This window comes from Streptomyces sp. NPDC056835 (assembly GCF_042789485.1).
Lineage (GTDB): Bacteria > Actinomycetota > Actinomycetes > Streptomycetales > Streptomycetaceae > Streptomyces.
This window is the reverse complement of sequence record NZ_JBHUBB010000040.1, coordinates 37,980-63,547: the sequence shown is the minus strand read 5'-3', so window position 1 is coordinate 63,547 and position 25,568 is coordinate 37,980. Positions and strand designations below refer to the sequence as shown.

The 25,568-nt window shown below is 70.3% G+C and carries 23 protein-coding genes; 10 read left to right on the top strand and 13 right to left on the bottom strand.

Going from position 1 to position 25,568, the window contains the following annotated elements:
* Positions 1-58 precede the first annotated feature (58 nt).
* From ACFRMN_RS33450 to ACFRMN_RS33435, 4 genes are all read right to left on the bottom strand, one after another.
* Positions 59-646: a helix-turn-helix domain-containing protein gene (locus tag ACFRMN_RS33450; protein WP_383026923.1), complete on the bottom strand. Its 588-nt coding sequence runs from the start codon at positions 644-646 to the stop codon at positions 59-61.
* Between the two features lie 110 nt (positions 647-756).
* Entirely contained in the window at positions 757-1,014 is a 258-nt protein-coding gene (locus ACFRMN_RS33445; RefSeq protein WP_383026920.1) for a DUF5133 domain-containing protein, read from the bottom strand.
* A 196-nt stretch (positions 1,015-1,210) separates the two neighbouring features.
* On the bottom strand, positions 1,211-1,939 hold the full coding sequence (locus ACFRMN_RS33440; protein WP_383026917.1) for an SDR family oxidoreductase: 729 nt from the start codon (positions 1,937-1,939) through the stop codon (positions 1,211-1,213).
* Positions 1,940-2,106: 167 nt separating this feature from the next.
* Positions 2,107-3,405 carry an alpha/beta fold hydrolase gene (locus ACFRMN_RS33435; protein ID WP_383026914.1) on the bottom strand — a complete coding sequence of 433 codons (1,299 nt, stop codon included), beginning with the start codon at positions 3,403-3,405 and terminating at the stop codon, positions 2,107-2,109.
* 247 nt (positions 3,406-3,652) lie between these two features.
* On the opposite strand from ACFRMN_RS33435, the gene ACFRMN_RS33430 reads away from it, so the two are divergent.
* From ACFRMN_RS33430 to ACFRMN_RS33405, 6 genes are all read left to right on the top strand, one after another.
* Positions 3,653-4,816, top strand: coding sequence for an ABC transporter ATP-binding protein (locus tag ACFRMN_RS33430; RefSeq protein WP_383026911.1), 1,164 nt, complete (start codon positions 3,653-3,655; stop codon positions 4,814-4,816).
* A gap of 141 nt (positions 4,817-4,957) precedes the next feature.
* On the top strand, positions 4,958-5,923 hold the full coding sequence (locus ACFRMN_RS33425) for an acetylxylan esterase (RefSeq protein ID WP_383026909.1): 966 nt from the start codon (positions 4,958-4,960) through the stop codon (positions 5,921-5,923).
* Positions 5,924-6,081: 158 nt separating this feature from the next.
* Positions 6,082-7,404: an ABC transporter substrate-binding protein gene (locus ACFRMN_RS33420; protein ID WP_383026906.1), complete on the top strand. Its 1,323-nt coding sequence runs from the start codon at positions 6,082-6,084 to the stop codon at positions 7,402-7,404.
* Complete coding sequence (locus ACFRMN_RS33415) at positions 7,401-8,387, top strand: carbohydrate ABC transporter permease (protein ID WP_383026903.1); 987 nt, start codon at positions 7,401-7,403, stop codon at positions 8,385-8,387. Before ACFRMN_RS33420 ends, ACFRMN_RS33415 begins: the two co-directional genes overlap by 4 nt.
* Positions 8,387-9,265, top strand: coding sequence for a carbohydrate ABC transporter permease (locus ACFRMN_RS33410; RefSeq protein WP_383026900.1), 879 nt, complete (start codon positions 8,387-8,389; stop codon positions 9,263-9,265). Before ACFRMN_RS33415 ends, ACFRMN_RS33410 begins: the two co-directional genes overlap by 1 nt.
* Positions 9,266-9,270: 5 nt before the next feature.
* The gene (locus ACFRMN_RS33405; RefSeq protein WP_383026897.1) at positions 9,271-9,879 is read left to right on the top strand and encodes a hypothetical protein; all 609 of its coding nucleotides are present in this window, start codon (positions 9,271-9,273) and stop codon (positions 9,877-9,879) included.
* A gap of 33 nt (positions 9,880-9,912) precedes the next feature.
* Here the strand turns inward: ACFRMN_RS33405 and ACFRMN_RS33400 are convergent, their stop codons facing one another.
* From ACFRMN_RS33400 to ACFRMN_RS33385, 4 genes are all read right to left on the bottom strand, one after another.
* Positions 9,913-10,872 (bottom strand): ABC transporter substrate-binding protein, encoded by a 960-nt coding sequence (locus ACFRMN_RS33400; RefSeq protein ID WP_383026894.1) that lies wholly within the window; start codon positions 10,870-10,872, stop codon positions 9,913-9,915.
* Positions 10,869-11,702, bottom strand: coding sequence for an ABC transporter permease (locus ACFRMN_RS33395; RefSeq protein ID WP_383026891.1), 834 nt, complete (start codon positions 11,700-11,702; stop codon positions 10,869-10,871). The genes ACFRMN_RS33400 and ACFRMN_RS33395 overlap by 4 nt, the downstream gene beginning before the upstream one ends.
* Complete coding sequence (locus tag ACFRMN_RS33390) at positions 11,699-12,379, bottom strand: ABC transporter permease (protein ID WP_383026888.1); 681 nt, start codon at positions 12,377-12,379, stop codon at positions 11,699-11,701. The genes ACFRMN_RS33395 and ACFRMN_RS33390 overlap by 4 nt, the downstream gene beginning before the upstream one ends.
* 148 nt (positions 12,380-12,527) lie before the next feature.
* A complete protein-coding gene (locus tag ACFRMN_RS33385) occupies positions 12,528-14,288 on the bottom strand; it encodes a coagulation factor 5/8 type domain-containing protein (protein ID WP_383026885.1) in 1,761 nt (586 codons plus the stop codon).
* 373 nt (positions 14,289-14,661) lie between these two features.
* On the opposite strand from ACFRMN_RS33385, the gene ACFRMN_RS33380 reads away from it, so the two are divergent.
* Positions 14,662-16,530: a discoidin domain-containing protein gene (locus tag ACFRMN_RS33380; protein WP_383026883.1), complete on the top strand. Its 1,869-nt coding sequence runs from the start codon at positions 14,662-14,664 to the stop codon at positions 16,528-16,530.
* A gap of 73 nt (positions 16,531-16,603) precedes the next feature.
* Positions 16,604-17,656 (top strand): LacI family DNA-binding transcriptional regulator, encoded by a 1,053-nt coding sequence (locus ACFRMN_RS33375; protein ID WP_383026880.1) that lies wholly within the window; start codon positions 16,604-16,606, stop codon positions 17,654-17,656.
* A 6-nt stretch (positions 17,657-17,662) separates the two neighbouring features.
* Here the strand turns inward: ACFRMN_RS33375 and ACFRMN_RS33370 are convergent, their stop codons facing one another.
* From ACFRMN_RS33370 to ACFRMN_RS33355, 4 genes are all read right to left on the bottom strand, one after another.
* Complete coding sequence (locus ACFRMN_RS33370) at positions 17,663-18,469, bottom strand: fibronectin type III domain-containing protein (RefSeq protein WP_383026877.1); 807 nt, start codon at positions 18,467-18,469, stop codon at positions 17,663-17,665.
* Positions 18,470-18,480: 11 nt separating this feature from the next.
* On the bottom strand, positions 18,481-19,083 hold the full coding sequence (locus ACFRMN_RS33365) for a hypothetical protein (RefSeq protein WP_383026874.1): 603 nt from the start codon (positions 19,081-19,083) through the stop codon (positions 18,481-18,483).
* A 185-nt stretch (positions 19,084-19,268) separates the two neighbouring features.
* A complete protein-coding gene (lpdA, locus tag ACFRMN_RS33360) occupies positions 19,269-20,675 on the bottom strand; it encodes a dihydrolipoyl dehydrogenase (RefSeq protein ID WP_383026871.1) in 1,407 nt (468 codons plus the stop codon).
* Positions 20,676-20,800: 125 nt separating this feature from the next.
* Positions 20,801-21,214, bottom strand: a complete 414-nt coding sequence (locus ACFRMN_RS33355; RefSeq protein WP_383026868.1) for a DUF6221 family protein — start codon at positions 21,212-21,214, stop codon at positions 20,801-20,803.
* Between the two features lie 214 nt (positions 21,215-21,428).
* Here ACFRMN_RS33355 and ACFRMN_RS33350 point away from each other — a divergent pair, with 214 nt between their 5' ends.
* The gene (locus tag ACFRMN_RS33350) at positions 21,429-21,506 is read left to right on the top strand and encodes a 50S ribosomal protein bL37 (protein ID WP_372486533.1); all 78 of its coding nucleotides are present in this window, start codon (positions 21,429-21,431) and stop codon (positions 21,504-21,506) included.
* 136 nt (positions 21,507-21,642) lie between these two features.
* Here the strand turns inward: ACFRMN_RS33350 and ACFRMN_RS33345 are convergent, their stop codons facing one another.
* Positions 21,643-23,424 carry a PucR family transcriptional regulator gene (locus ACFRMN_RS33345; protein ID WP_383026866.1) on the bottom strand — a complete coding sequence of 594 codons (1,782 nt, stop codon included), beginning with the start codon at positions 23,422-23,424 and terminating at the stop codon, positions 21,643-21,645.
* Between the two features lie 250 nt (positions 23,425-23,674).
* Here ACFRMN_RS33345 and dnaK point away from each other — a divergent pair, with 250 nt between their 5' ends.
* Positions 23,675-25,564, top strand: a complete 1,890-nt coding sequence (gene dnaK, locus ACFRMN_RS33340; RefSeq protein ID WP_383026863.1) for a molecular chaperone DnaK — start codon at positions 23,675-23,677, stop codon at positions 25,562-25,564.
* The last annotated feature ends 4 nt before the right edge of the window (positions 25,565-25,568 follow it).

The window sequence follows — 25,568 nt, the reverse complement described above, 5'->3', positions numbered from 1 at the left end:
AGTCGCTTGCCTCACTGGGAACATCCCGCCGGAGAACAACCCGCCCGCGATCCGCCCCTCAGGACGCCTTCGGCCGTGCCCGTACGTGCATCCGCTCGCCCTGCGGACCGAACAGGCTCAGGATCTCCACCGGCGCGTCCACGGCCGGTCCGAACCAGTGCGGTACGTGCGTGTCGAACTCGGCCGCCTCCCCCGCGCCGAGCACCACATCGTGCTCGCCGAGGCGCAGCCGCAGCCGGCCCGCCAGCACATAGAGCCACTCGTACCCCTCATGGGTCCGCTGTTCGCGGTCGTCGTCCAGCGAGGGGTTGATGATGATCTTGTACGCGTGCAGCCCGCCCGGCTGGCGGGTGAGCGAGAGCATCGTACGGTTGCCCTGCACGATCGGCTTGGCGCGCACCCGGGGGTCACCGACATGCGGCGCGCCGACCAGTTCGTCGAGCGGGACCTGATGGGCCCGGGCGATGGGCAGCAGCAGTTCGAGGCTGGGGCGGCGGCGGCCCGCCTCCAGCCGCGAGAGAGTGCTCACCGAGATACCGGTGGCCTCGGACAGGGCGCTCAGTGTGGCGCCGCGCTCCTGCCGGATCTTGCGAAGCCGGGGTCCCACTTCGTTCAGTACTTCTTCGAGCCGGGCGTCGTCGTCCATGGGGCCATTGCATCATCGGTCGCCGGAGCGGCAACGACATGTGCCGGGCCGCCGCGCTGGGCCGGCACATGTGCTCGGCACACTGACAGGTCCTAAGACTCGGACACGTCCTACCGCTTGACTCCCGGCGCTACGGGCTTCGTTCCCTCCGGGAAGAGCGGAACGGGCCTGATCCGGCGCAGATATGCCTCCGCCTGCCAGATCGCCTCACGTGCGGTGCGCTGTCCCATCAGCACACAGAGGGTGTACGCCACGTCCTCGAACCGTCCGCGTGTGTCCTCATCGAGCGGATCGGCGAGCACCAGCCGTTCCCAGGCCCGGTATCGGGCCAGCAGATCGGCCACCAGATGTCTGTCCGGCAGCAGCATGCCAACCACCTCCCGCGTTCGGGATCCACCCGCTCGCTCCGGCTTCGCACACGGCAGGGCACCGGTCCCCTTCGGGACATTGTCCACCCGGCGCCCGGCATCCGCTCGGCGAGTCCGGTGGGACCGGCCATGACCTGGTACGACGGGCAAGGGCTCGGCACCCCGCGGTCCGCGTGCCCGAGAGGGCGCGAGCGAGTCAGGAGAGCCAGTCGGCGTAGCGGGTGGGGGCGAGGTGAGCGTCCTTGTCGGTGAGGACGTCACCCTTGACGACGGCGAACATGCCGGCGGTGGGGTCGGTAACGACCGTGCGGCTGTCGCCCTTACGGGACAGGATGAACCGGCCCAGCTCGTCCAGGGAGAAGATCTCGGGGCCGGCGATGTCGCGGATGCCGTTCAGCGGGGCGCCCGCGGCGACCTCCGCCACCGCGTCGGCCACGTCCTTGGAGGCGATCGGCTGGATCGGTGTGGCGGGCAACCGGACGGTGTCGCCGTCGGCGGTCCAGGACAGGACGGCGTCCATGAAATCCATGAACTGCGTCGCCCGGACGATCGAGTAGGGGATCGGCCCGGCCGCGAGCAGGTGCTCCTGGAGCACCTTGGCCCGGTAGTAGTCCAGCTCCGGCACCTGGTCGGCGCCGACGATCGAGAGGATGACGAAGTGGCCGACGCCGCCCTTCCGCGCCGCGGCCAGAAGGTTGCCCATCGAGGTCTCGAAGAAGGCCGGGGAGGCTTCGTCGAAGGTCGGGGAGTTCGCCAGGTTGACGACGACGTCGGCTCCCGCCACCGCCTCGTCCAGTCCCTGTCCGCTGATGATGTCGGCTCCGGTGGACCGCGAGTGCGGTACCGCCTCATGCCCGGCGGCATTCAGATTACTGACGACCTGCGACCCGATCAGCCCGGTACCGCCGATGACCGCGAATTTCATGACACGCCTTTCGTCGGGACCATTTCCGCAATATGACATTACGGACCCCTACGTGGGCGTGCCACGCACCCAACTCGGACACGTTCCTTCGGACGCCGATTCAGCCGTCCAAGATCACCCAGCTCCCCGTCCACTTCAGCGCGCCACCCCACCTATCCCCGCGGCCGCTAAGCCTCGTCGCGTACGAGGGTGAGCAGCCGGTCCAGCACGTGCGGACCGCCCGCCCGCAGTCCGTCGTGCTCGTACTCGTCGGTCACCCAGGTCCGCAGCCCGCGGATCGCGCGCGCGGTGCGCAGGGAGTGTTCCGTGTCGACATACATGTCGTCGTGGTAGACGGCCGCGGCGACCGGTACCTCGTTGGCGGCCAGCCGGGCGGGGTCGTAGAGCGGGCTCCAGTCGGTACGGGCCGCGACCAGTTCGGCGACCTCTCGCAGCGGGCGCAGCGCGGGGTCGCAGTCGAAGTGCCAGGGGTGGATGGACTCGCCGGTGAAGTACAACGGCCCTTCCCCGGCGAGGGTCTTGGCCGCGTCGAACCGCGCGAACTCGCCGCGCACCCGCTCGGCGGCCCACCGCGTCGGCCGGCCGTCCTGGCCGTAGATCGCCTCGTGGAGCACGGCGTACAGCGGATGTCCGGCGTACGAGAGGGCGGCGGCCACATTCTCCTGGAACGCGTCGGAGAGCTCCGGGCCCCGCGGTGTTCGGACGAAGGCGTTCTCCAGCAGATAGTGCAGCTGATGGCTGCCGTCGCCGCCGCCGAGCATGATCCCCAGGGACTGGAACGCCTCGGGCGTGAGGCGGTAGCCGGTGGGGAGTACGGGCCGGTGCTCGGCCAGGTACTCCGCGATCCGGCGGGCCGCGCCGATGTCCTGCGGATAGCGGGAGTAGAACGCCTCCACCTTGCGCGCGACGCGCGGGTACGCGGCGCGGTAGACCTCGTCGGCCGTGGCGTCCAGCGAGGGGAGCCCGCCGGTGATCAGCACGGTCTCCAGGCCCTCGGGCGCGGTGGAGAGATAGTGGGTGGCGCAGAAGCCGCCGAAGCTCTGGCCGAGCACGGTCCAGGGGGCGCCGCCGGTCAGCAGCGGACGTATCGTCTCGCAGTCCCGCACGATGGAGTCGGCGCGGAAGTGGGCGAGATAGTCGGCCTGCTGCTCCGGACCGCCGCGCAGGGGCAGGGTCTGCCGGTTGACGGGGGCGGAGAGGCCGGTGCCGCGCTGGTCGAGGAGGAGCACCCGGAATTCCTTCAGGGCGCGGCCGAGCCACGCCTGCCGGCCGATGAACCGGCGCGCGCCGAAGCCCGGCCCGCCCTCCAGATACACCAGCCAGGGCAGATCCGCCTCCGCCCGCGCGCTCGCGACGACGTCACGGGCGAACAGCTCGATCCGCTCCCCCGACGGATCGCCGTGGTCCAGGGGGACCGTGAAGCGGTGGTCGGTGAGCACGACGCCGGGCTGGCGGTAGCTGGTCAAGGGGGCTCCTGTTCTCGCTCGCCCCTTCCGGGGCCGGTCACGCGCCCCTCCCGGGGCAAGTCACGTCGGACAGTTCAGCACACGGGGCGCGGCCCGGCCGAGGCCGCCCCACTCCGAACCGTCCCACTCCACGACGGCTGGTGCCGAGCTGTACGGACGCGGGGCGCTCTCCGTTCAGCGGGCACACGGTTCCCCGGACAGTCCCGGCCCGCGCGCGCGACGGCCCGCCCGCTCCTAGCGTGAGGTCATGATCCGGTTCGAGCAGGTCAGCAAGGTCTACCCGGACGGAACGGCCGCCGTCGACGAGCTGTCCTTCGATGTCGACGAGGGCGAACTGGTGACGCTGGTGGGACCTTCCGGCTGTGGCAAGACGACCACGATGATGATGGTGAACCGGCTGATCGAGCCCACCTCGGGGCGCGTCTTCGTCGAGGGCCGGGACATATCGGGGGTCGACCCGGTCCAGTTGCGCCGCCGGATCGGCTATGTCATCCAGCAGGTGGGGCTCTTCCCGCACCGGACGATACTCGACAACACCGCGACGGTGCCGACCCTGGTCGGCTGGAAGAAGGCGAAGGCGCGCGAGCGGGCGGCGGAACTGCTCGATCTGGTGGGGCTCGACCCCGCGATATACGGTCCGCGCTATCCGGCGCAGCTGTCCGGCGGGCAGCGCCAGCGGGTGGGGGTGGCCCGCGCCCTGGCCGCCGATCCCCCGGTGCTGCTGATGGACGAGCCGTTCGGCGCGGTGGACCCGGTGGTGCGCGAGCGACTGCAGAACGAGTTCCTGAAGCTCCAGGCGACGGTGCGCAAGACGGTGCTGATGGTGACGCACGACATCGAGGAAGCGGTGCGGATGGGGGACCGGATAGCGGTGTACGGGGAGGGCCGTATCGAGCAGTACGACAGGCCGGGGGCGGTCCTCGGTACCCCCGCCACGCCCTATGTAGCCCGGTTCGTGGGCGCGGACCGGGGGCTGAAGCGGCTCTCGGTGACCGCCGTGGAGCCGGCCGATCTGGAGGAGCCGCCGGTCGCGAGGACCGATGAGCCGGCCCGGGACGCGGCGGCACGGATGCGCGCCCAGCGGGCCCGCTGGGCGGTGGTGCTGAACGGGGACGGCGAACTGCACGGCTGGGTCTCCGCCGACGCGCTCGCGCAGGCCGGGGAGCGCGGCTCGGTCGGTGATCTCGCCCGCCGGATGGAGGCGTGGGTTCCGCTCGGGTCCCCGCTGAAGCAGGCGTTCAGCGAGATGCTCCAGCATGACGCGGGGTGGGTGGCGGTGCTTGAAGGGGCGCGTTTCGCCGGTGTGCTGACCCCGGCGAAGCTGCACGAGGCGCTGCGCCGCTCGGTGGACGCGGACGCCCAGGGCATCGGGCGCGACGAGGTCGACTTCGACTCGGTGTCGGACGCGTGAGTGCGCGTGGTGGCGGTACGTAACCCGGCGCGGCGGCCGGGTCCCGTAGCGACAGACGCGGTCCGCGGGTGCCGGTGATCGCCCCGTACGGTGTGGTCTTCCGTCTCTTGTGACCCGCACTCCTCAGCAAGGTGGCCTTATATGTCCCTGTTCGACCTGCCCCTCGACGAACTCCGCGGCTACCGGAGCCGGTCCACGGAGCCCGAGGACTTCGACCGGTTCTGGGCCGCCACCCTCGCCGAGACGCGCGGCCATGATCTCAACGCCCGCTTCGAGCGCGTCCCGACGGCGTTGGCCACGCTGGATGTGTTCGATGTGACCTTCGCGGGATTCGGCGGCCATCCGGTCAAGGGCTGGTTCGTCCTGCCCGCCGGTACGTCCGAGCCTCTGCCCGTGGCGGTGCAGTACCTCGGTTACGGCGGCGGGCGCGGCCTGCCGCACACCCATCTGCTCTGGGGCTCGGCCGGTTTCGCGCACTTCGTGATGGACACCCGGGGACAGGGCGGCGGCTGGAACGGCGGTGACACCCCCGACCCGGTGGGCAGCGCCTCCTCTTACCCCGGCTTTCTGACCCGGGGCATCGAGGACCCGTACGCGTTCTACTACCGGCGAGTCTTCGCCGACGCGGTACGCGCCGTGGAGGCCGCGCGCTCCCACCCCCTCGCCGATGCCTCGCGCACGGTCGCCCTGGGCACCAGCCAGGGCGGCGGGATCACGCTCGCGGTGGGCGGGCTGGTGCCGGATCTGGCGGCGATAGTGACCGATGTGCCGTTCCTCTGCGACTTCCCGCGCGCGACGACGATCAGCGACCGCACTCCGTACCGGGAGGTGGGCAATTACCTCAAGACCTATCGCGGCAGGACGGCGGAAGCCTGGCGGACGCTCAGCTACTTCGACGGGGTGCACTTCGCGGCGCGCGGCCGGGCTCCGGCGCTGTTCTCGGTGGGCCTGGAGGACGAGACCTGCCCGCCGTCCACGGTCTTCGGGGCCTTCAACGCCTACGCGCACGAGGACAAGTCGATCGAGGTGTACGACTTCAACGACCACGAGGGCGGCGGCCCGTACCAGGAGGCCGTCCAACTGGCCTGGCTGGCGGACCGGTTGTGATGTCCTGACCGACCGCCGCCGGGCGGCCGTCCCGCGCCGCCCGGCGGTCGGCCAATACGGAACCGGTCCTTGACCGGCACCGTGCGTTAACCCTAGGTTTCCTGGAGAAAGCGCTTTCCGACAACGATGTCAGAGAACGTTCACCAGGAGGCACGGTCATGAGACCGCTCGGCCCGCCCCGCACCGCCGCCCTGACGGCACTCTCCGCACTCTCCGCACTCACCGCGCTCGTCCTGCTGCTGACCGGCTGTTCCGGCGGAGGATCCGTCAAGGGCGGCGGAATCACCCTCACCTTCAGCTGGTGGGGCAATGAGAACCGCGCCCAGCGCACCAACGAGGCGGTACGCCTCTTCGAGAAGAGTCATCCGGGCGTGACGGTACGGACGTCCTTCGCCGGCTACGAGGCGTACGTCCAGAAACTCGCCACCCAGGCCGCGGGCGGCGATCTGCCCGATGTCGCCCAGCTCGACTACCGCCAGATATCCCAGTACGCGGGGAGCGGCACGCTGCTCGACCTCACCCCGTACATCAAGGACGGCACGCTCCGCACCGGCGCGATGAACCCGGGTCTGGTCGCCACGGGCCGCTACGGCCCCGGTCAGTACGCGCTGCCGATGGGGCAGGGTTCCACCGGATTCGCCTATGACGCCACGGTGTTCACGAAGGCCGGGCTCAAGGCGCCGGAGCCCGGCTGGACCTGGGAGGAGTGGGCCGACGCGGGCCGCGCGATCAGCGCGCTCGGGCTGAAGGGCCCGGACGGACGTCCGTACACCGGTCTCACCGACATCGGGGTGAACGAGGACGCGTTCGAGAACTGGCTGCGCGGGCACGGCAAGAAGCTCTACGCCTCCCAGCACCGGCTGGGCTTCACCGCCGAGGATCTCACCGAGTTCTGGACCTTCACCAACGGTCTGCGCGAGGAGGGCACGGCCTCGCACGCCAAGGACACCTCCCAGATCGGCGGAGCGATCGAGGACGGCCCGATGGGGCGCGGTCTGGCCGCCACCGACTTCAACTGGGACGGGCCGTTCCTCGGCTATGCGCCGCTGATGGGCGACGACGTCCATCTCGCTCCCGTCCCCACGGTGGACGGCAGGGCGGGACAGTACTTCAAGCCCTCCGTCCTGATCGGGGCAGGCGCCAACACCGAACACCCCAAGGAGGCGGCGGCGTTGACGGACTTCCTGCTCAATGACCCCGAGGCCGGGAAGATCCTCGGGGTCACCCGCTCCACCCCGCCCAACCGCGATATCGCGCGGTCGATCGGCACGGACCTGCGGGGGCCGGAGAAGGAGGCCTTCGACTACGGCAAGAAGATCGCCGCGTACGGTGTCGATCCCCCGCCGATGGCACCACCCCGGGGTGATGTGGTGCTCCAGGTCTCCTTCACCCGGGTCTACCAGCAGGTGATCCACGGCATGCGGAGTCCCGCCGAGGCGGCCCGGGAGTTCGTCGCCGAGGCGGAGAGGGAGCTGCGATGAGCCTCACCGGAGATCCACGGCGGACCGTGTCCTCGGTTCCGCCCCCGGCCACCGCGCGCGAGCCCCGGCGTACCACCCGCGAGCCCCGGCGTGCCCCGCGCCGTGAACGCCAGGGCCCCGCCTATGTCTTCCTCTCCCCCTGGATCCTCGGCGTCGTCCTGCTGACGCTCGCGCCGATGGCCGTTTCGCTCTATCTCTCCTTCACGGACTACAACCTCTTCGACGCCCCCACATGGGTCGGGCTGCGCAACTACACGGACATGCTCTTCGAGGATCCCCGCTACTGGCGTTCGGTCGGCACCACGCTGGTCTTCGTGGTGGTGGCGGTCCCGCTGAAGCTGGCCCTCGCCCTCGGGGTCGCGCTGCTGCTCAGGAACATGCGCTCCGGCAAGGGCTTTTACCGCTCCGCCTTCTACGCCCCGTCCCTGCTCGGTGCCAGTATGTCGATCGCGCTGGTGTGGCGGGCGCTGTACAACGACGGCGGTACGGTCGACGATCTGCTCTCCCGGATCGGTATCCACACCGGGGGCTGGGTCGCCGACCCCGATCTGTCGGTCCTCGTCGTGGCGCTGCTGGCCGTCTGGCAGTTCGGCGCGCCGATGGTGATCTTCCTGGCCGGGCTCCAGCAGATACCGGGCGATCTCTATGAGGCGGCGGCGCTCGACGGCGCCGGGCGGTGGCGGCAGTTCGTCTCCGTCACCCTGCCCATGCTCTCCCCGGTCCTCTTCTTCAATCTGGTGCTGGAGACCATCCAGTCGTTCCAGGTCTTCACCCCCGCCTTCGCGATCAGCGGGGGCAAGGGCGGCCCCGCCGACTCGACCATGTTCTACACGCTCTATCTGTACGAACGCGGCTTCTCCGCCTCGCACATGGGCTATGCCTCCGCCATGGCGTGGGCGCTGCTGCTCGGGATCGGAGCGGTGACCGTCGTGCTCTTCAGGACGTCACGCTCCTGGGTCTTCTACGCCAACGAGGGGGCCTGATGTCCACCGCCGCCATCGGCAAGCGGAGCGCCCGTACCGGTACCGGTCACCGCGGCCGCCGTATCGCCCCGCATCTGGCCGCAGCCCTGATTCTGCTGGTCCTGCTCTATCCGCTGGTGTGGCTGCTCGCCACCTCGCTCAAACCGGCCGACGAGGTCCTGACCAGTCTGAAACTGCTGCCGAGCCGGCTGGAGTGGAGCAACTACAGCACCGCCCTGGACGGGGTGAGCGGGGTGAAGGTCTCCACTCTCCTCACCAACTCGCTGCTGATCTCAGCGGGTTCGGTGCTCGGCAATGTCATCTCGTGCTCGCTGGCCGCGTACGCCTTCGCCCGGCTGCGGTTCCGGATGCGTGGTGTCATGTTCGGCTTCATGGTCGCCACGATGATGCTTCCGCACCACGCGGTGCTGATCCCGCAGTACATCATCTTCAACCAGCTCGGCATGGTGGACACCTACTGGCCGCTGGTACTGCCGAAGTTCCTGGCCACGGAGGCGTTCTTCGTCTTCCTGATCGTGCAGTTCATGCGAGGGCTGCCCCGCGAGCTGGAGGAGGCGGCCAGGATCGACGGCTGCGGGCCGTTCCGCTCCTTCCGGTCCGTGGTGCTGCCGCTGACCCGTCCGGCGCTGATCACCACGGCGATCTTCACCTTCATCTGGAGCTGGAACGACTTCTTCACCCAGCTGATCTATCTGTTCGACCCGGAGAAGTTCACCATCACCCTGGCTCTGCGGAACTTCGTGGACCAGTCGAGCCAGTCGGCGTTCGGCCCGATGTTCGCGATGTCGGTGATCTCGCTGCTGCCGATCGTGCTCTTCTTCGCCGCGTTCCAGCGCTATCTGGTACAGGGCATGGCGACCTCCGGGCTGAAGGGATGAGCGCCATGGGCATCCGTCCGGCCGCGTCCACGCCGTACGACCGCCGCGAGGCCGGGGAGCTGTTCGGCCCGCGCTTCGCGCTCTTCGCCGACATGCTCGCCGTCGGTCTGTTCACGACGGTGGCGAGTCTGCCGCTCGTCACCGCCCCGGCCGCGCTGGCCGCCGGCTCCCGCGTACTGCGGGACCGCGCCCGTACGGAACGGACGGCGACCGCCGGCCGGTACCGGGACGCGCTCCGGGCACACGGCGTCGCCCGTACGCTCACCGCCGGCGCGGTGGCGCTCGCGCTCGGTGCGCTGTTCCTGCTGGATCTCGCGCTGGCCGGGGCCGGACTGCCGGGGGCCGCCGCCGTCTCGGTCGCGCTGGCCGCCGTCGGGGCGGGGGCGCTGGTCGTGGGGGTACGGGCCGCCGCGCACCCGGCGGCGCGGCGCAGCTGGCCCGCGGCCGTACGGGGCGCCGCCCGCCGCTCGGCCGCCGATCCGGCCGGGTCCGTACTGATCGCGGTGGCTCTGGTGCTCTGCGTCGCGATCGTCTGGGCGCTGCCGCCGCTGGCGCTCCTCGCGCCCGGACCGCTGGCGCTGGCCGCCGTCTCCGTTGAGCTGCGCCGGTCATGAGCCCCGGCCGGGGACAGCCCCCGCGCCGGGGACTCAGTGCGAGGCCGGGATCAGCCTTTTCGATTCCAGATAGGTCCGTGCGACGTCCTCGGGGAGCCGGCGCCAGCTGTCCACCCGCTGGTTCAGCGACGCCAGGTCGTCGGTGGTGAGCACGGTGTTCAGCTTGTCCAGTGCCGTGGTCACGCCCTTGCCGCCGGCCCGCGCGCGGTTGACGACGGGCACGAGGTAATCGGCGTTCTGGAGATGTCTGTCGTCGGCGAGGAGCACCAGGCCGAACTGGTCGAGCGTCGCGTCGGTGGTCGTGGTCAGGACCATCTGGTCCTGACCGTTCTGCACGGCCCGCTTCGCCGGCGTCGTCCCCACCCCCTTGGGGTCGACGGCGGTGATGTCGATGCCGTACGTCTTCTTCAGACCCGGCTCGCAGTAGGGGCGCCGTACGCACTCGTCGCCCGCCGCGAGCCTGACCGGCAGCCGGGAGCGGCCCAGGTCGCTGAGTGTTCTGAGCCGGTGCTTCCTGGCGTAGGCGGTGGTGACGGCGAAGGCGTTCTGGTCGACGGCGCGGCCCGGATCGAGGACGGTCAGCCCGCGCGGCTCGGCGAGGGAGCGCAGCGCCTTCATCGTCGCGCCCAGATCGGGTGAGCCGACGGGTTTCGCGTCGGGGCCGTGGGCCTTGGCGTTCAGCCAGTCGGCGAAGGTCGCCGCGTACTCCGGTACGACATCGATCTGGCCGCTCTCCAGGGCCGGTTCGTAGATCTCCCGGTTGGTGACGGAGAGGATCCGGGTGTGGTACCCCGCGCTGTTCAGCAGGAGCGCGTACATCTGGGCGAGCAGATCGCTCTCGGTGAAGCCGGCCGAGCCGATGGTCAGCTGCTTGCTGTCGCCGGGCGGTGCGGTGACATCGCCCCGGTTCTCCAGGGACGGTCCGGTGGCGCAGCCGGTGGCCAGGAGGAGCGCGGCGACCAGGGCGGCGGCGCCGGTACGCGCCGCTCTCATCCCGCGCCCCTCACCCCACGCGGCCCTGGGCCCTCTCGTCCGGGTCTTGCCGGGCTCGCGTGCCCCGGTGCCGCGCCTCGCCGCGTTGTCGTCGGTCGCCGATGCTCCGCGTCGGCTCCCTTCTCCGCCTTGCGATTCACGGCACCGGACCCCGCTCCCTGATCCGGCCTGATCCAAACGAAAGGCCCCAGCCGCCGCGCCAGCTCGAACACCCCCTCCACCAGCAGCGCGAACAGGGCGACGAGCACCGCGCCCGCGACCACCTGGGGCGTGTCGGCGAGATTGAATCCGGCGGTGATGATCCGGCCGAGCCCGCCGCCGCCCACCAGGGCCGCGAGGGTCGCGGTCGCCACCAGTTGGACGGCGGCGATCTGTACGCCCGTGAGGATCAGCGGCAGGGCGAGCGGCGCCTCGACCCGCCGGAGCAGCTGACTGCCCGTCATCCCCATGCCTCGGGCGGCCTGGACGACATCACGGTCCACCCCGCGCATGCCCACGTAGGCGTTGGTGAGCAGCGGCGGGATCGCGAACAGCACCAGCGCGATGATCGTCGGCCACTGTCCATGTGTGCCGATCGGGGTGAGCAGCAACAGGACGAGAACGGCGAAGGTCGGCACGGCCCGGCCGACATTGGAGATATTGACGGCCAGCGCGCCGCCCCTGCCCAGATGGCCGAGGACCAGCGCGACGGGCAGCGCGATCGCACAGCTGATGACCAGACAGACGACGGTGAGGAACAGATGCTCGCCGAGCCGGTTCCAGACCCCGCCGGACCCGGCCCAGTTCGAGGCGCTGGTGAGCCAGGACCAGGCCGCCGCGAGGGTGTTCACGCGCGGCGCTCCCTCGCCCAGGGGGTGAGCAGCCGCTGGAGTCCGAGCAGCAGCAGATCGGCGGCGACGGCGATGATCACGCAGAGTACGGAGGCGGTGAGCACCTGCGCCTTGAAGAAGGTGTTCATCCCGGCGTAGATGAGATTGCCGAGCCCTCCGTAGCCGACGATCGCCCCGATGGTGACGAGGGAGACGGCGGAGACGGTCGCGATCCGCAGCCCGGCCATGGCGGCGGGGAGAGCGAGTGGCAGCTCGACGGTGAGCAGCATACGGACCGGTCCGTATCCCATCCCCCGGGCGGCCTCCAGGGTCTCCTCGGGAACGGCGCGCAGTCCGGCCAGGATGTTCCGTACGAGCAGGGTCAGCGAGTAGAGGACCAGCCCGGCGACGACGAGCGAGGCGGCCAGTCCGTACAGCGGCAGCAGCAGGGAGAACATCGCGAGCGAGGGGATGGTGTAGAGGATGGTCGTGATGCCGAGCACGGGCCCGACCGCCCAGTTCCAGCGGCGGGCGGCCAGGGCCAGGGGGACGGCGATGACCAGCGCGAGCAGGATGGCGAGGAAGGTCAGATGGAGATGCTGGAGCACCGCGTCCCACAGGATCGTGCGGCGGGTGGAGAGGTAGTCGCCGCAGATCCACTCGTTGCGCGCGAGGCAGTCGTCCGGAGGCGCGGTCACCCGTCCATTGGACGCCCGCGTGCGGTCGGCCGCGCGCGGTGTTGGACCGTACGGATGGCGGACCCGCCGGGGCCCGCCCGCCGGGCGCCGTACCGTGACAGCGCGCGCCGCGAGCGGTCCTGCCGCTCACGGCGCGCGCTGCTCGCCGTCAGGGGAAGGACACCACCGTCGAGGGCACCGTGGTCGTGCCCGAGGTGGCGGCGCCGATGGCGTTGATGACGTGGTCGTACTGCCCATTGCCGCTGAGCGAGACGACGAGCAGGCCGTGGAACTTCACGCCCGGGACCGCGGGCGCGGCGAAGCCGTGGGCCTGGCGGATGCTCGGGTCGACGTTGTAGTAGCAGTAGCTGCCCAGGCCCCAGCCCTCGTGCGTGGTCACGGTGTCGGCGACCTTGTAGGCGGCGTAGCCCCTGGTGGCGCCGTTCTGGATGGCGGCCTGGTTGGGGGCGTCGTAGGCCTTCTCGTTCTGGAAGAAGATGGTGCGGCCCCGCTGGCCGTTCCACTGGACGTCGTACTTGTTGAAGTGCTCGACGAACAGCCCGGTCGCCAGCACGTCGTCGCCGTTGACGATCACACCGTAGTCGGCCCGGTTGGTCTCCCAGCCCACGCCGTCCCCGTGGTCGGCGCGCCAGACCCAGGTGTGGTCGATGATGGTGTGCCGGCTGTTGACGACCATGCTGGTGGTGGCCTTGCCGGGACCGGCGCCGCCGATCCTGATGAAGACGTCCTGCACGGTGGTCGGGTTGGCGGAGTGGTCGGTGGAGGTGCCCTGCGGCCCGATCTCCAGCAGGGTGGCGGAGTTGACGGTTCCCGCGTCGATCAGGAAGCCCGCGAGCCGTACCCCGTCGACATCGGCGACCCTCATCGCCGTCACCCCGTTGTCCGGCACGAGCGTGGCGTAGCCGAGGCCGAGGACCACCGTGTTCGCGCGCTCGACGCGGACGGTCTGGTCGAGGTGGTAGACGCCGGGCGTGAACAGCAGGTTGAGCCCCTGTGTGAGCGCCTCGTTGAGGGTGGCCGCGGAGACGCCGGGCTTGGCGACGTAGAACTGGGTGAGCGGCAGGGACGTACCCCTGGGCGTGCCGCTTCCCCAGGTGGTGCCGCGCGCGTTGGTGCGCAGCTCCGGCAGGAAGACCTTGTAGTCGGCGCCGTCGAGGTAGAGGAAGGGCTTTTCGCGTGAGACGGGGGTGTTGTTGAGGGTGGTGTAGGGCGGGTTGGGGAAGCTTTGGGCGGGGGCGCCTTCGACGCCGGAGAAGGTCATGTTCCAGACGGCGTTGGTCCAGCCGCCGACGGAGCTGTCGCGGGTGTACCACTGCTGCTGGGAGTAGGGGCCGACGGTGCCGTCGACGCGGCTGTCGGCGATGTAGCCGCCGCTGGCCCAGCCGTATCCGTTGGGTGCGAGGTTGAGGCCGCCCTTGACGTGCATTCGGCGGAAGGGGGCTGCCTGGGCGACGGCCCACCGGTTGGTGCCGCTGACGGGGTTGAGGGCCAGGTTCTCGGCGGAGCGCCAGAAGTTCTGGGTGGCGTTGCCGTTGAACCAGCCGGCGTCCACGGTCACATCACCGTTGAAGGTGGTGTCGTCGGGCGAGAGCCCGAGTCCGGAGATCGAGGTGTAGAAGCCGAGCTGCGCGTTGATGTTGTTGTACGTGCCGGGCTTGAACAGCAGCTGGTAGCGGCCCGGGCCGAACTGCGCCGACTCCTGCTGCCGGAAGATCTCGTCCAGCCTGCCCTGGATGTTCGGCGTCGACGGATCGAAGACCAGCACGTTCGGCCCCAGATCACCACCGCCGGGCAGGGCCGCGGCGCCGGTACGCGCGGACGCGGGCGAGGACAGGGCGAGCACGCTCGGCGCGGACGCGGCGGCTGCCATGACGCCAAGAACCGTACGGCGTGTGGGGGGAGTAGGCATGGCGGCTCTCCTTGTTCAGAATGTGAACGGTGGGGGTGGTGGGGAGCGCTCTCTCACTCAGGCATGTTCACGGCATGTGAACAGCTCGTCAAGGGAGATGACCGGTTCCGCAACGCGTCGGCTCCCAACCCGCCCTGGAATAGCGGGATATGAAGGGCTATCAGGGCTGATCGAGCATGCTTCCCGGTGTGCGGGGTTGTATTCACGAAGTGACGATTCCACTGGACGGGAATCTGCGTGCCGCGGGTGCCTTGACACCTTACGGGGCTGCTTCTACGTTCCACGAGAGCGCTCTCTCGCTGTGGTCTCCTCAGCCCCGCCTCTTCCCCGCGGGCTGTGTTCCGAGCTCCCTCACCCCTCTCGAAGGAGAGCCATGCGCCCACGTCTTCTCTTCGCCTCCGCCGCCGCTGTCGTCGCCGCGTTGACGGCGGCGACGGCTCCGAGCGCGACCGGCGCCCCCCGGGCCGCGGCCGCGGCCTGGGACAGTGACCTCGCGGCCGAGGCCCAGAGCGCGAACCCGGCCGCCGCCACCGCGTCCGGCAGTGAGAGCGCCGACCTGGGGCCCGGCGCCGCCTTCGACGGCAACGGCGCGACCCGCTGGTCGAGCAACGCGGCCGACGACGCCTGGATCCGGGTCGATCTGGGCCAGACCCTCCGTATCGACCGGGTCACCCTCGACTGGGAGGCCGCCTACGGCAAGAAGTACGTGCTGGAGGTGTCGGGCGACGGCACCAGCTGGCGGCCCTTCTACACCGAGGACGCGGGCACGGGCGGGACCGTCACCGCCCACACCTATCCGCAGGAGATCAGGGGCCGGTACGTACGTCTGCGCGGCGTCGAACGCGCCACGCCCTATGGCTACTCGCTGTACTCCTTCAAGATCTACGGCGGCACCCCGGCAGCCGCCTCCACCACCCGCGCCAATCTCGCGCTCCACCATCCGGCGTACAGCAACCTCTACCAGCACGCGGGCAATTCGCCGGCGTTCGTCACCGACGGCGGCTGGCCCGCCGCCCTCAAGGGCGACCAGACCCGGTGGGCGAGCGACTGGAACGCCGATCGCTGGGTCTCCGTCGACCTCGGCGCGTCCTCCACCATCAACAGCGTTGACCTGTACTGGGAAGCCGCGTACGCCGTCGACTTCGAGATCCAGGTCTCCGACGACAACAGGACCTGGCGCACCGTCCACCGCCCGTCCGCCGCCGAGGTCGCCGCGCGCCGCGCCGACATCAAGTCCCCGGCCGAGGCGGCCGGGCGCCATGACACCGTCACGCTCTCCACACCCGCCACCGGGCGCTATGTACGTATGCTCGGCAAGGAGCGGCGTTCCTTCTACAACCCGGCGCCCGCCACGGCCCAATTCGGTTACTCGCTCTACGAGTTCCAGGTGTGGGGCACCGGCGGCAGCGCGGCGGCGGCCTATCCCGCGCTCCCCGGCGAGCAGGGGGGCACGTACCGTACGACGTTCTTCGACGACTTCACGGGAGCCTCGCTCGACCGCTCCAAGTGGCGGGTCGTCAGGACCGGCCAGGAGATGGGCTCGGTCAACGGTGAGGCCCAGGCGTATGTCGACTCCCCCGACAACATCCGTACCGCGAACGGCAGTCTGATCCTGACCCCGAAGTACTGCAAGGGCTGCACCCAGGCGGGCGGCGGTACGTACGACTTCACCTCGGGGCGTATCGACACCAACACCAAGTTCGACTTCACGTACGGCAAGGTCAGCGCCCGTCTGAAGCTCCCGGTGGGCGACGGCTACTGGCCCGCCTTCTGGCTGCTCGGCAGCAATGTCGACGATCCGGCCGTGTCCTGGCCCGCCTCGGGCGAGACGGACATCATGGAGAACATCGGCTACGGCAACTGGACCAGCAGCGCCCTGCACGGGCCGGGCTACTCCGCCGACGGCAACATCGGCGCGCAGCAGTACTACCCCGGCGGGGGAAGCGCGGACCAGTGGCACACGTACGCGGTCGAGTGGACGCCCACCACCATGCGGTTCTTCGTGGATGACCGGATCGTCCAGGAGACGACCCGCAACAAGCTGGAGTCCACGCGCGGCCAGTGGGTCTTCGACCACAACCAGTACGTGATTCTCAACCTCGCTCTCGGCGGCGCCTATCCGGCCGGCTGGAACAAGGTCACCACGCCGTACTGGGGTCTGCCGCAGTCCAGCGTCGACCGCGTCGCCCAGGGCGGCGTCCAGGCCGAGATCGACTGGGTGCGGGTCGAGCAGAAGGGCTGACGCGGAAGGGCCGATACGGACGGCCACTGCCCGCCGGTGCGCCGACGAGAAGGGCGCGGATATAAAAGACTCCATGGATGCCGACTCCCCGCGCCCTTCCCGCCCGGTGACACTGGAGGACGTGGCCCGCGTCGCCGGTGTGTCCCGGGCCACGGTGTCCCGGGTCATCAATGAGACCCCCACGGTGGACCGGACGCTCCGGCACGCCGTGGAGAACGCCGTGGCCGCCACCGGGTACGTACCCAACCGCGCGGCCCGCTCGCTCGTGACCCGGCGGACGGGTTCGGTGGCGCTCGTGGTCTCGGAACAGGAGAAGCGCCACGCCGCCGCCCCCTTCCTCGGCCGGGTGTTCACCGACCCGCACTTCGGGCGCGTCGTCAGCGGACTGGTCGATGTGCTGCGGCCCGCGGGCGTCCATCTCGTCCTGATGCTGGTCGACGACGAGGCCTCCCGTCTCCAGACCCTCTCGTATCTGCGTCAAGGACATGTGGACGGGGTGGTGTTGATCTCGTCGCATGTGGACGACCCGCTGCCGCGGCTGCTCGCCGACACCCGGCTGCCCGCCGTTCTGTCGGGGCGTCCGCGGCGCGATTCCTCGCTCGCGTTCGTGGAGGCCGACCAGCGCGCGGGAGCCCGGCTGGCCGCCGACCATCTGGTGTCGCTGGGCCGCACCCGGATCGGCTCGGTGGCCGGACCGCAGGACATGCCCGCGGCACGGGAGCGCCTGGAGGGGTTCCGCGCGGCTCTGGCGGAGCGCGGCATCGATGAGGTCCCCTGGGCGGAGGGCGACTTCACCCACACGGGGGGCGCCTCGGCCGTACGGGAGCTGCTCGCTCGGCGGCCGGATCTGGACGGACTGTTCGTGGCGTCCGACCTCATGGCGCTCGGCGCGCTGCCGGTCCTGCAGCGCGCGGGCAGGGACGTGCCGCGGGACGTGGCGGTGGTGGGCTTCGACGACAGCCATGCCGCCCAGTCCTGCGACCCGCCGCTGACCACCGTGCGGCAGCCGGTCGAGGAGATGGCCTCCGCGACGGCCCAGCTCCTGCTGCGCAGGATCGCCCGGCCGGGCCAGGCCGTACGGTCGGAGCTGTTCGCGCCCGAGCTGGTGGTCAGGGCGTCCGCCTGACAGCATCTAACGCTGATCCGCCGCCGGCTCTCCGGTTGTCAGCCGGGGGACGTTCGACCGCGCGCCGTAGGTGAACGCGCGGACGCGGTACGAGGCCCGTTTCTCGGTGGGGAGCGTGATCAGACCGCAGGAGTTGATGTCGGGGTCGAGGACGGCGACCGGCGCGTAAGCGGAACCGCCCCGGGTGCGTGCCTCCAGCAGGAACCCCTCTTCGTCCGTGGCGTGATCGGTCCAGGTGAAGAGAATGCCGTTCGCATGCTTGACCACGGCCTTGAGCCCGGAGGGTGCGGCGGCTCCTCCGGCCCGGACGGAACGACCGGTCGCGGACCGTCCGGGGTCCTTGCGCGGAGCCAGCCAGTCGTGGCCGGACTCCTGGTCCTCCGTGGTCAGTTCGCCCGGCGGCAGGGCGACGTCGACCGGCGCCGACGCCGGACCGTCGAAGGTCCGGAGGCGGTAGAAGAAGGTCGTGCGCGGCATCAGATCGGGGTGACGGTAGCTCGTCACGCCCGGTGGCAGGTACTGGAGGACGGTGTACGGGCCCGCCTCGTCGGTCGCGAACTCCAGCACATGGCCAAAGGCGCCGGGCCCGCCGCCCCGCCAGCTGAGATCGATATCGGTGGGTGTGGTGAGGACCGCGCGGAGCGTGGCGGCCGCTCCGTCGCCGGTCGGCGGCTTTCGCGGGGTGGCGGTGGCCCCGCCCGGGGACGTGGCGGGTCCCCGGGCGGGGCGCTCGGCCGGCGGCTGCGTGGAACACGCCGCTGCCGCGAGCGCGAGCGCGACGGCCGGCACCGCCGCTCGGATCGCTGGACGCACGGGCGGGTCCGCTACTTGCGCCAGAAGCGGACGTCGCTCCAGACCACCGTGGCCGGTCCGTTGCCGCTGTTGGTCCGATAGGCGCCGAACTTGTCGTAGAAGCTGCCGCCGGGGCTGTCGTAGGTGTGCTTGAGCGACCCGTTGATGTACGTGCGGTGCGAGGTGCCGACCTGGTGGACGGTGTTGACGCGGACCGTCGCACCGACGGTGCCCGCGTTCGAGAGCGTGTCGCCGCCGTGGACCGCGTACAGCCGCCCGCCCCGCTCGGCGGCCAGCATGAAATAGGGGCCGGCCGCCGACTCGTTGAACGTCTGCTTGAGGCTGATGCGTGTACCGCTCAGGCTGCTGATGCGGAAGTAGCCCTCGAACTGCCGGGTGCCCCCGGTGTAGGTGGCGTACCTGCGTTCGGCGCGCTGGTCGCCGCTCGCGGTGGAGCAGGTGAGCGTGAACGTCAGACCGTCGACCTGGCCGCACCCTCGCTCCTGGACCGTGAAGGTGGGCGAGACGGAGGTCCACCCGCCGGGCTCCACCTCGGCGGAGGCGTGCGGGGCGGCGAGGAATGAGGAAGCGCCCACTGCGGCGAGAACCGTGAACGTCCGAAGGCGTGTGAACATGTCTCACTTACCTCTCTGGTGGGGGGACGCGATCAGAGCCCGCACTTCACATACATGAACGCTGGCTCAGATTTTGAATGGTTGAGTGGAAGATAGGACTGGACCAACCACCCGTCAAGAGCCCTCCGGCAGAGGGGCGTTGACGATACGGAACCAACCCCTCTGCCCCACCCCCGCCGCTGGGCTCAGAAATTGATCATGTGTCCCGCCAGACCGTGGACAGCCTCCTTGACCGCTTCGCCCAGCGTCGGATGGGCGTGCACATTGCGCGCCACCTCATGGACCGTCAGATCCCACTGCTGGGCGAGCGTCAGCTCCGGCAGCAACTCGGTGACCTCGGGGCCGATCAGATGCGCGCCGAGCAGTTCGCCGTACCGGTTGTCGCTGATCAGCTTCACGAAACCGACCGGGTCGCCCAGACCATGGGCCTTGCCGTTCGCGGTGAAGGGGAACTTCACCACCTTCACGTCATGGCCCTGTTCGCGCGCCTGCTCCTCGGTCCAGCCGAAACTGGCGATCTGCGGCTGACAGTAGGTGGCGCGCGGGATCATCACGAAGTCCAGCTCCATGGTCTCCGCGCCGGCGATCGTCTCGGCCGCGATCACCCCCATGGACTCCGCGGCGTGGGCCAGCATCAGCTTCGCCGTGACATCCCCGATCGCGAAGATGTGCGGCACGCTGGTACGGCCGCGTCCGTCCACGTCGATCGCTCCGCGCTCGGTCAGCCGAACGCCGGTGTTCTCCAGGCCGTAGCCGGCGGTACGTGGCGCGAAACCGATCGCCTGGAGGACCTTGTCGGTCTCCAGCACCTGCCGCTGTCCGTCGCGCGAGACGGTGACCCGTACCTTCGCCGACGGATCGCTGTCGTCGATCGCCTCGACCCGGGTGGAGGTCAGCACCTCGATGCCCAGACGCCGGTAGCGTTTGGCGAGTTCCTTGGAGATCTCGGCGTCCTCCAAGGGCACGAGCCGGTTCAGGAATTCGACGATCGTGACCTTCACCCCGTAGTTGTGCAGCACGTACGCGAACTCGACGCCGATGGCGCCCGCCCCGGCGATGACGATGCTCTCCGGCAGCGTGTCGGAGAGGATCTGCTCCTCGTACGTGACGACCCGCTCGCTCAGGGAGGTCCCCGGCAGCAGCCGGGTCGTGGTCCCCGTCGCGACGACGCAGTGGTCGAACGTCAGGGTCTCCGTACCACCCTCCGACAGCGCCACCTGAAGGGTGCGGTCGTCGATGAACGTGCCGCGGCCGTCGTACTCGGCGATGTCGTTCTTCTTCATCAGATAGTGCACACCGGCCACCCGGCCGTCGGCGACCTTACGGCTGCGCTTGAACGCCTCCGTGTAGTCGAAGCTGACCCGGCCCTCCACCCGGATTCCGAAGGTCTTCGTCTCGTGCGTGAAGATGTGCGCGAGTTCCGCGTTGCGCAACAGCGCCTTCGAGGGGATGCACCCCACGTTCAGACAGACACCGCCCCAGTACTTCGCCTCGACGACTGCCGTCCGCAGCCCGAGTTGCGTCGCGCGGACCGCTGCGGTGTATCCGCCCGGTCCCGCGCCGAGGACCACGACATCAAAGTGTGTACTCATGATCCACACCATAGGCACCGGAAGCGCCGCCCGAGCACATCTCGGGGCAGGCGTGCTGCCCCTCACACAGCACGCCCTGAGGGCTGTCCCGTAATCCCTGGCGGGCGCGGATTACGGGACAGCCCTCAGGCCCTGTCCCAGCGGACGAACCGGGGCAGCCACTTCGCCCGGTAGCCGGGATGGCCCGCGTGTTCCGCCGCCATCTGCCGGACGACGAACCCCAGTCCGACGGCGCGGCCTGACGGGAAGTCGGCCGCCGGACGGTCGGTGTCCAGGTGGGACACCTCCGCGTACTCGTCGAGGAGGACCCTGCTCGTCTCGATCCGCCGGAGGGTGTACTCCGGGTTCTGGAGGGCGATGTGCTCGTCGTAGCCGCGCGTCCGCACCGTGAACGCGATCCCGCCGGTACGGTCGTGGATCTCGCCCGGCATCTCGGGCGGACACCGCCAGCGCTCCCCGCCCGCCTCCCGCGCGCGTCCTGCCTCCTCGTCGAGGCGCGCCCGCACGAACGCCAGCAGGTCCGCGTTGTCGTCAGTCATCAGCTCTCGGTCCTTTACCGTCACGGGCACGGGAGAGAAAGATCTCTGTCCCGGGCACGTTCTACCGTCCAGCTGAGGATGCCGTACACACGGCACGGCGCATGAGGATCACGAGCGTGGGGTAAGCGCTCCGTGGCCGCCGGATGAAAACACGGTAGAACGGTGCGTATCCGCACATATCTGGCAAGGATCACCACTCGCGAGAGGAGACGTCATGTCATCGAAGCGGCGCCGCAAGAAGAAGGCGCGTCGTAAGAACGGCGCCAACCACGGCCGACGCCCCCAGTCCTGAGCGGAAGACTCCTCCGTACGGACTACCGTCCAGTGGCCCCCGCGCGTGCGGCACGCCGCCGTACACCGACCTCGGGGGCCACTACCCCGGCCCCGCGCGGACCGGACGCGAACTCGCCGCGCGGGACGACGAGCGGTCAGGCCTCGCCGCCCAGGACCTTCCACACCCGGGTCGCCACATGCAGATTGAGGCGCGTCTCGACATCGCCCAGGTCGTGCCCCCCGATCTCGCGCAGACGCTGGAGCCGGTAGCGCAGCGTGCTGCGGTGGATGCCGAGGGCGGAGGCCGCGCCGTCGTAGTTTCCGCCCGCCTCGAAGTACTGCGAGAGGGTACGGACCAGATCGCCCCGGTGGGCCGCGTCGTAGTCGAGGAGGGGGCCGAGCCATTCACGGACGTACCCCTCGATCTCCCGGTAGTCGTCGCCCGTACCGATGATCCGGTACAGGCCCAGGTCGTCGAACGAGGTCGCGCCGTGGGGTACGCGCGAGCGCTGCCGTACCTCCAGTGCCCGCAGTGCCTCCTGGTAGGAACGCGGGATCTCGGCCGGGGAGTCGCAGCGGCTGCCGAGCCCGATCGCTCCCGCGCGCGAGCCGAGTTCCTGGGCGACCGCCAGATACAGCTCCTCGCCCTTGGGGCGTCCCTGGACCACCAGGACCGCCCGGCCCGAGCGTCTGGCCACCAGCGACCGGAGCCCCAGGCCGGCCGCCGCACCGGCCACCGCCTGTACGAACGCGTCGTCGGCGGTCAGCCCCGTCCAGGCCACCGCGACCAGGTGCTGTGCGCCGTGCAGATCGTGGCCGACGGCCGCGGAGCGTGCGAAGGCGCTCTCGTCGTCCGTACCGGTGATCAGATCGTCGACCAGCTCGCGGCGCAGCCGTAGCTCCATCTCGGCCAGGCTGCGCAGATGCGCCATCTCCAGGGCCAGCGCGTCGCACGCGTGACCGAGCGCGAACTCCTCCCGCTCCCCCGCGGCGCCCTCGGGGTCGACCAGGGAGACGGTGCCCAGGATCTCGCCGCGGTGGCGGGCGACGGCGGTGAGCCGGTGCCCGACATACACCGGGCGCGGGTCCCGGATCGCGTCGAGGATCAGCTGCTCCTGACGTCCGGGGTCGGGCTTCGGGTACGGGTCGGGGCAGCCGGGGCCGGCCCAGGCCCGCAGATTGCCGAACTGGTCCTCCACCACGGCGGAGAAGCCGGTCAGCCGGTGGACCGTCCACGCGATCCCCGCCTCGGTGTCCCCGGTGGCCGTGGCGCCGCTCAGCGCGTCGTGCACCGACCGCCGGTACGTCAGTTCGGACTCCACGGCGGCCAGCCGCGCACGGGCCGCGCTCCCGTCCTGCCTGGCCCGGTTCAGCTCAGCGGCGTACTCCCGCTCCCGGCGGTGGGCGGCGGCGCCCGCCAGGGCCGCTCCGGTCTGCCGCGCCAGCAGCCCGAGCAGCGCGATGTCGTCGTCGCCAGGCCGTTGTCCGGCGCTCACGACCAGATATCCGGCCGGGGGGTTTCCGGCTCGCCCGCCGGGCTCCCGGAGCGCGAACGCCCATGACCACTCACGGCCGGGGAGCCGGACGGCGCCGTCCCGGCCGCCGAGTCCGTTGACCTGGCTGTCCAGCGCCCGGCTCGGGGCGCAGGAGCGCGGCGGAAGACACGAGTCCGGGGGACGGGAGGAATGCGGGGGCGGGAAGTCCGGGGGCGGGGAGGAGTCCAGCGGGCAGCGGACCAGCCGCCCGTCGGCCGGGAGATAACCGGCCTCGGTACGCCACGGCCCGAGCCGCGCGACGCCGGAGGCGGCCAGCCGCAGCACCTCGCGCCCGTCATGGCCGTCGGACAGGGCGCCCGACAACGCCATCAGACGGTGGAGGCGGGAGGACCGGCTGCCCGGGGTGTCCGGTGCTCCGGCTCTTCCGGCGGCCGTGCTCATCCCCTGGACCGCAACCTTCCCGAAGAGAGTCGCCCCCCAGAACAACTTTACCGAGTGACCGGGGACGCGCATCCGGTCCGCCCCGGGGCGGACCGGCCTGTACCGGCAGGTCCAGTCACCGCCTGGATTTCGACCTCTCAGGCGCAGGAATCAGCACGGCGCCGCCGCCAAGCTGGAGAGGACGTGACCCTGCCCCGAGGGCAGCGGACGGAGCCAGCGAACGAAGGCAGTGGACGCAAGGGAGCACCTCATGGCCAAGGCAGTCGGCATCGACCTGGGCACCACCAATTCGGTGATCGCCGTGTGGGAGGGCGGTGAAGCGACGGTCCTCCCCAACGCCGAGGGCTCCCGCACCACCCCCTCCGTCGTCGGCTTCACCGACTCCGGCGAACGGCTCGTGGGCCAGCTGGCCCGTCGGCAGGCGATTCTCAATCCCAAGGGCACCATCTACTCCGCCAAGCGGTTCATCGGCCGGCACTTCGACGAGGTCGCGGACGAGATCAAGGCGGTGACGTACGACGTCGTACCGGGCGAGAACGGCGTCGCGCGGTTCGACATCCGCGGCAAGCAGTACGCGCCGGAGGAGATCAGCGCACTGGTGCTGCGCAAGCTCGCCGAGGACGCCTCGAAGTCGCTGGGCGAGCGGGTGACGGAGGCCGTCATCACCGTACCGGCGTACTTCAACGACGCCCAGCGCACCGCGACCAAGGACGCCGGGCGGATCGCCGGCCTCGAAGTGCTGCGCATCATCAACGAGCCGACCGCGGCGGCCCTGGCGTACGGCCTGGACAAGAAGGAGCACGAGACGGTGCTCGTCTTCGACCTCGGCGGCGGCACCTTCGACGTGAGCATCCTGGACGTCGGGGACGGTGTGGTGGAGGTACGTTCCACCGCGGGCGACACGCACCTCGGCGGCGACGACTTCGACCGCCGGCTGGTGGACCATCTCGCGGACACGTTCCAGCGGGAGAACGGGATCGACCTGCGCGAGGACACCCAGGCGCTGCAACGGCTGTTCGAGGCGGCGGAGAAGGCCAAGACGGAGCTGAGTTCGGTGACCCGGACTCAGGTCAGCCTGCCGTTCATCACCGCCGACGCCACCGGCCCCAAGCATCTGACGGAATCCGTCATGCGCTCCACCTTCGAGCAGATCACCGCCGATCTGGTGGACCGCTGCCTGGGCCCCGTCCAGCAGGCGCTGTCCGACGCGAAGGTGACCGACAGCGACATCGACGAGGTCATCCTGGTCGGCGGCTCGACCCGGATCCCCGCCGTGCAGGCGCTGGTCCGGCGGCTGACCGGCGGCAAGGACCCGAATATGAGCGTCAACCCGGACGAGGTGGTGGCGCTGGGCGCCGCCGTACAGGCCGGGGTGCTCAAGGGCGAGGTCAAGGACGTACTGCTGCTGGACGTCACCCCGCTCTCGCTGGGTGTGGAGACACGCGGCGGTGTGATGACGAAGATCGTCGAACGGAACACCACGATTCCGGTGCGCCGCACCGAGACCTTCTCCACGGCCGAGGACAACCAGCCCGCCGTCGATGTCGTCGTCCTCCAGGGCGAGCGCGAGCGCGCTGCCGACAACCGGGTCCTCGGCCGCTTCCAGCTCACCGACATCCGGCCCGCGCCGCGCGGGGAGCCGCAGGTCGAGGTCACCTTCGACATCGACGCCAACGGCATCCTGAATGTCACCGCACGCGACAAGGACACCGGCAAGGAACAGGGCATCACCCTCAGCGAGGGTTCCAACCTGGAGCGGTCCGAGGTGGAGCGCATGATCTCCGAGGCGGAGCGCAACCGCGGCGAGGATCAGGCCCTGCGGCAGGCCGTGGACGCCCGCAATGAGCTGGACGCCATCGCCTACCAGGTGGAACGGAGGCTGGGCGAGCTGGGCGAGAACGCGCCCGAACACGAGCGGGCCCGCGCTCAGCTGCTGGTCTCCGATGCCCGCCAGGCGGTGAAGGGCGAGGAGACGCTGGACCGGGTCAGGTCGCTGACCTCCGAACTCCAGCAGGTCTACCAGGCGCTGGCCGCCCGGCCGACCGGTCCCGCCGGCCCGTCGGAGCCCGGTGGCCCGCCTCCGGCGAGCGGCACCGGAGGCGATGACGACGTCGTGGACGCCGATTTCGACCGGAGCTGAGGTC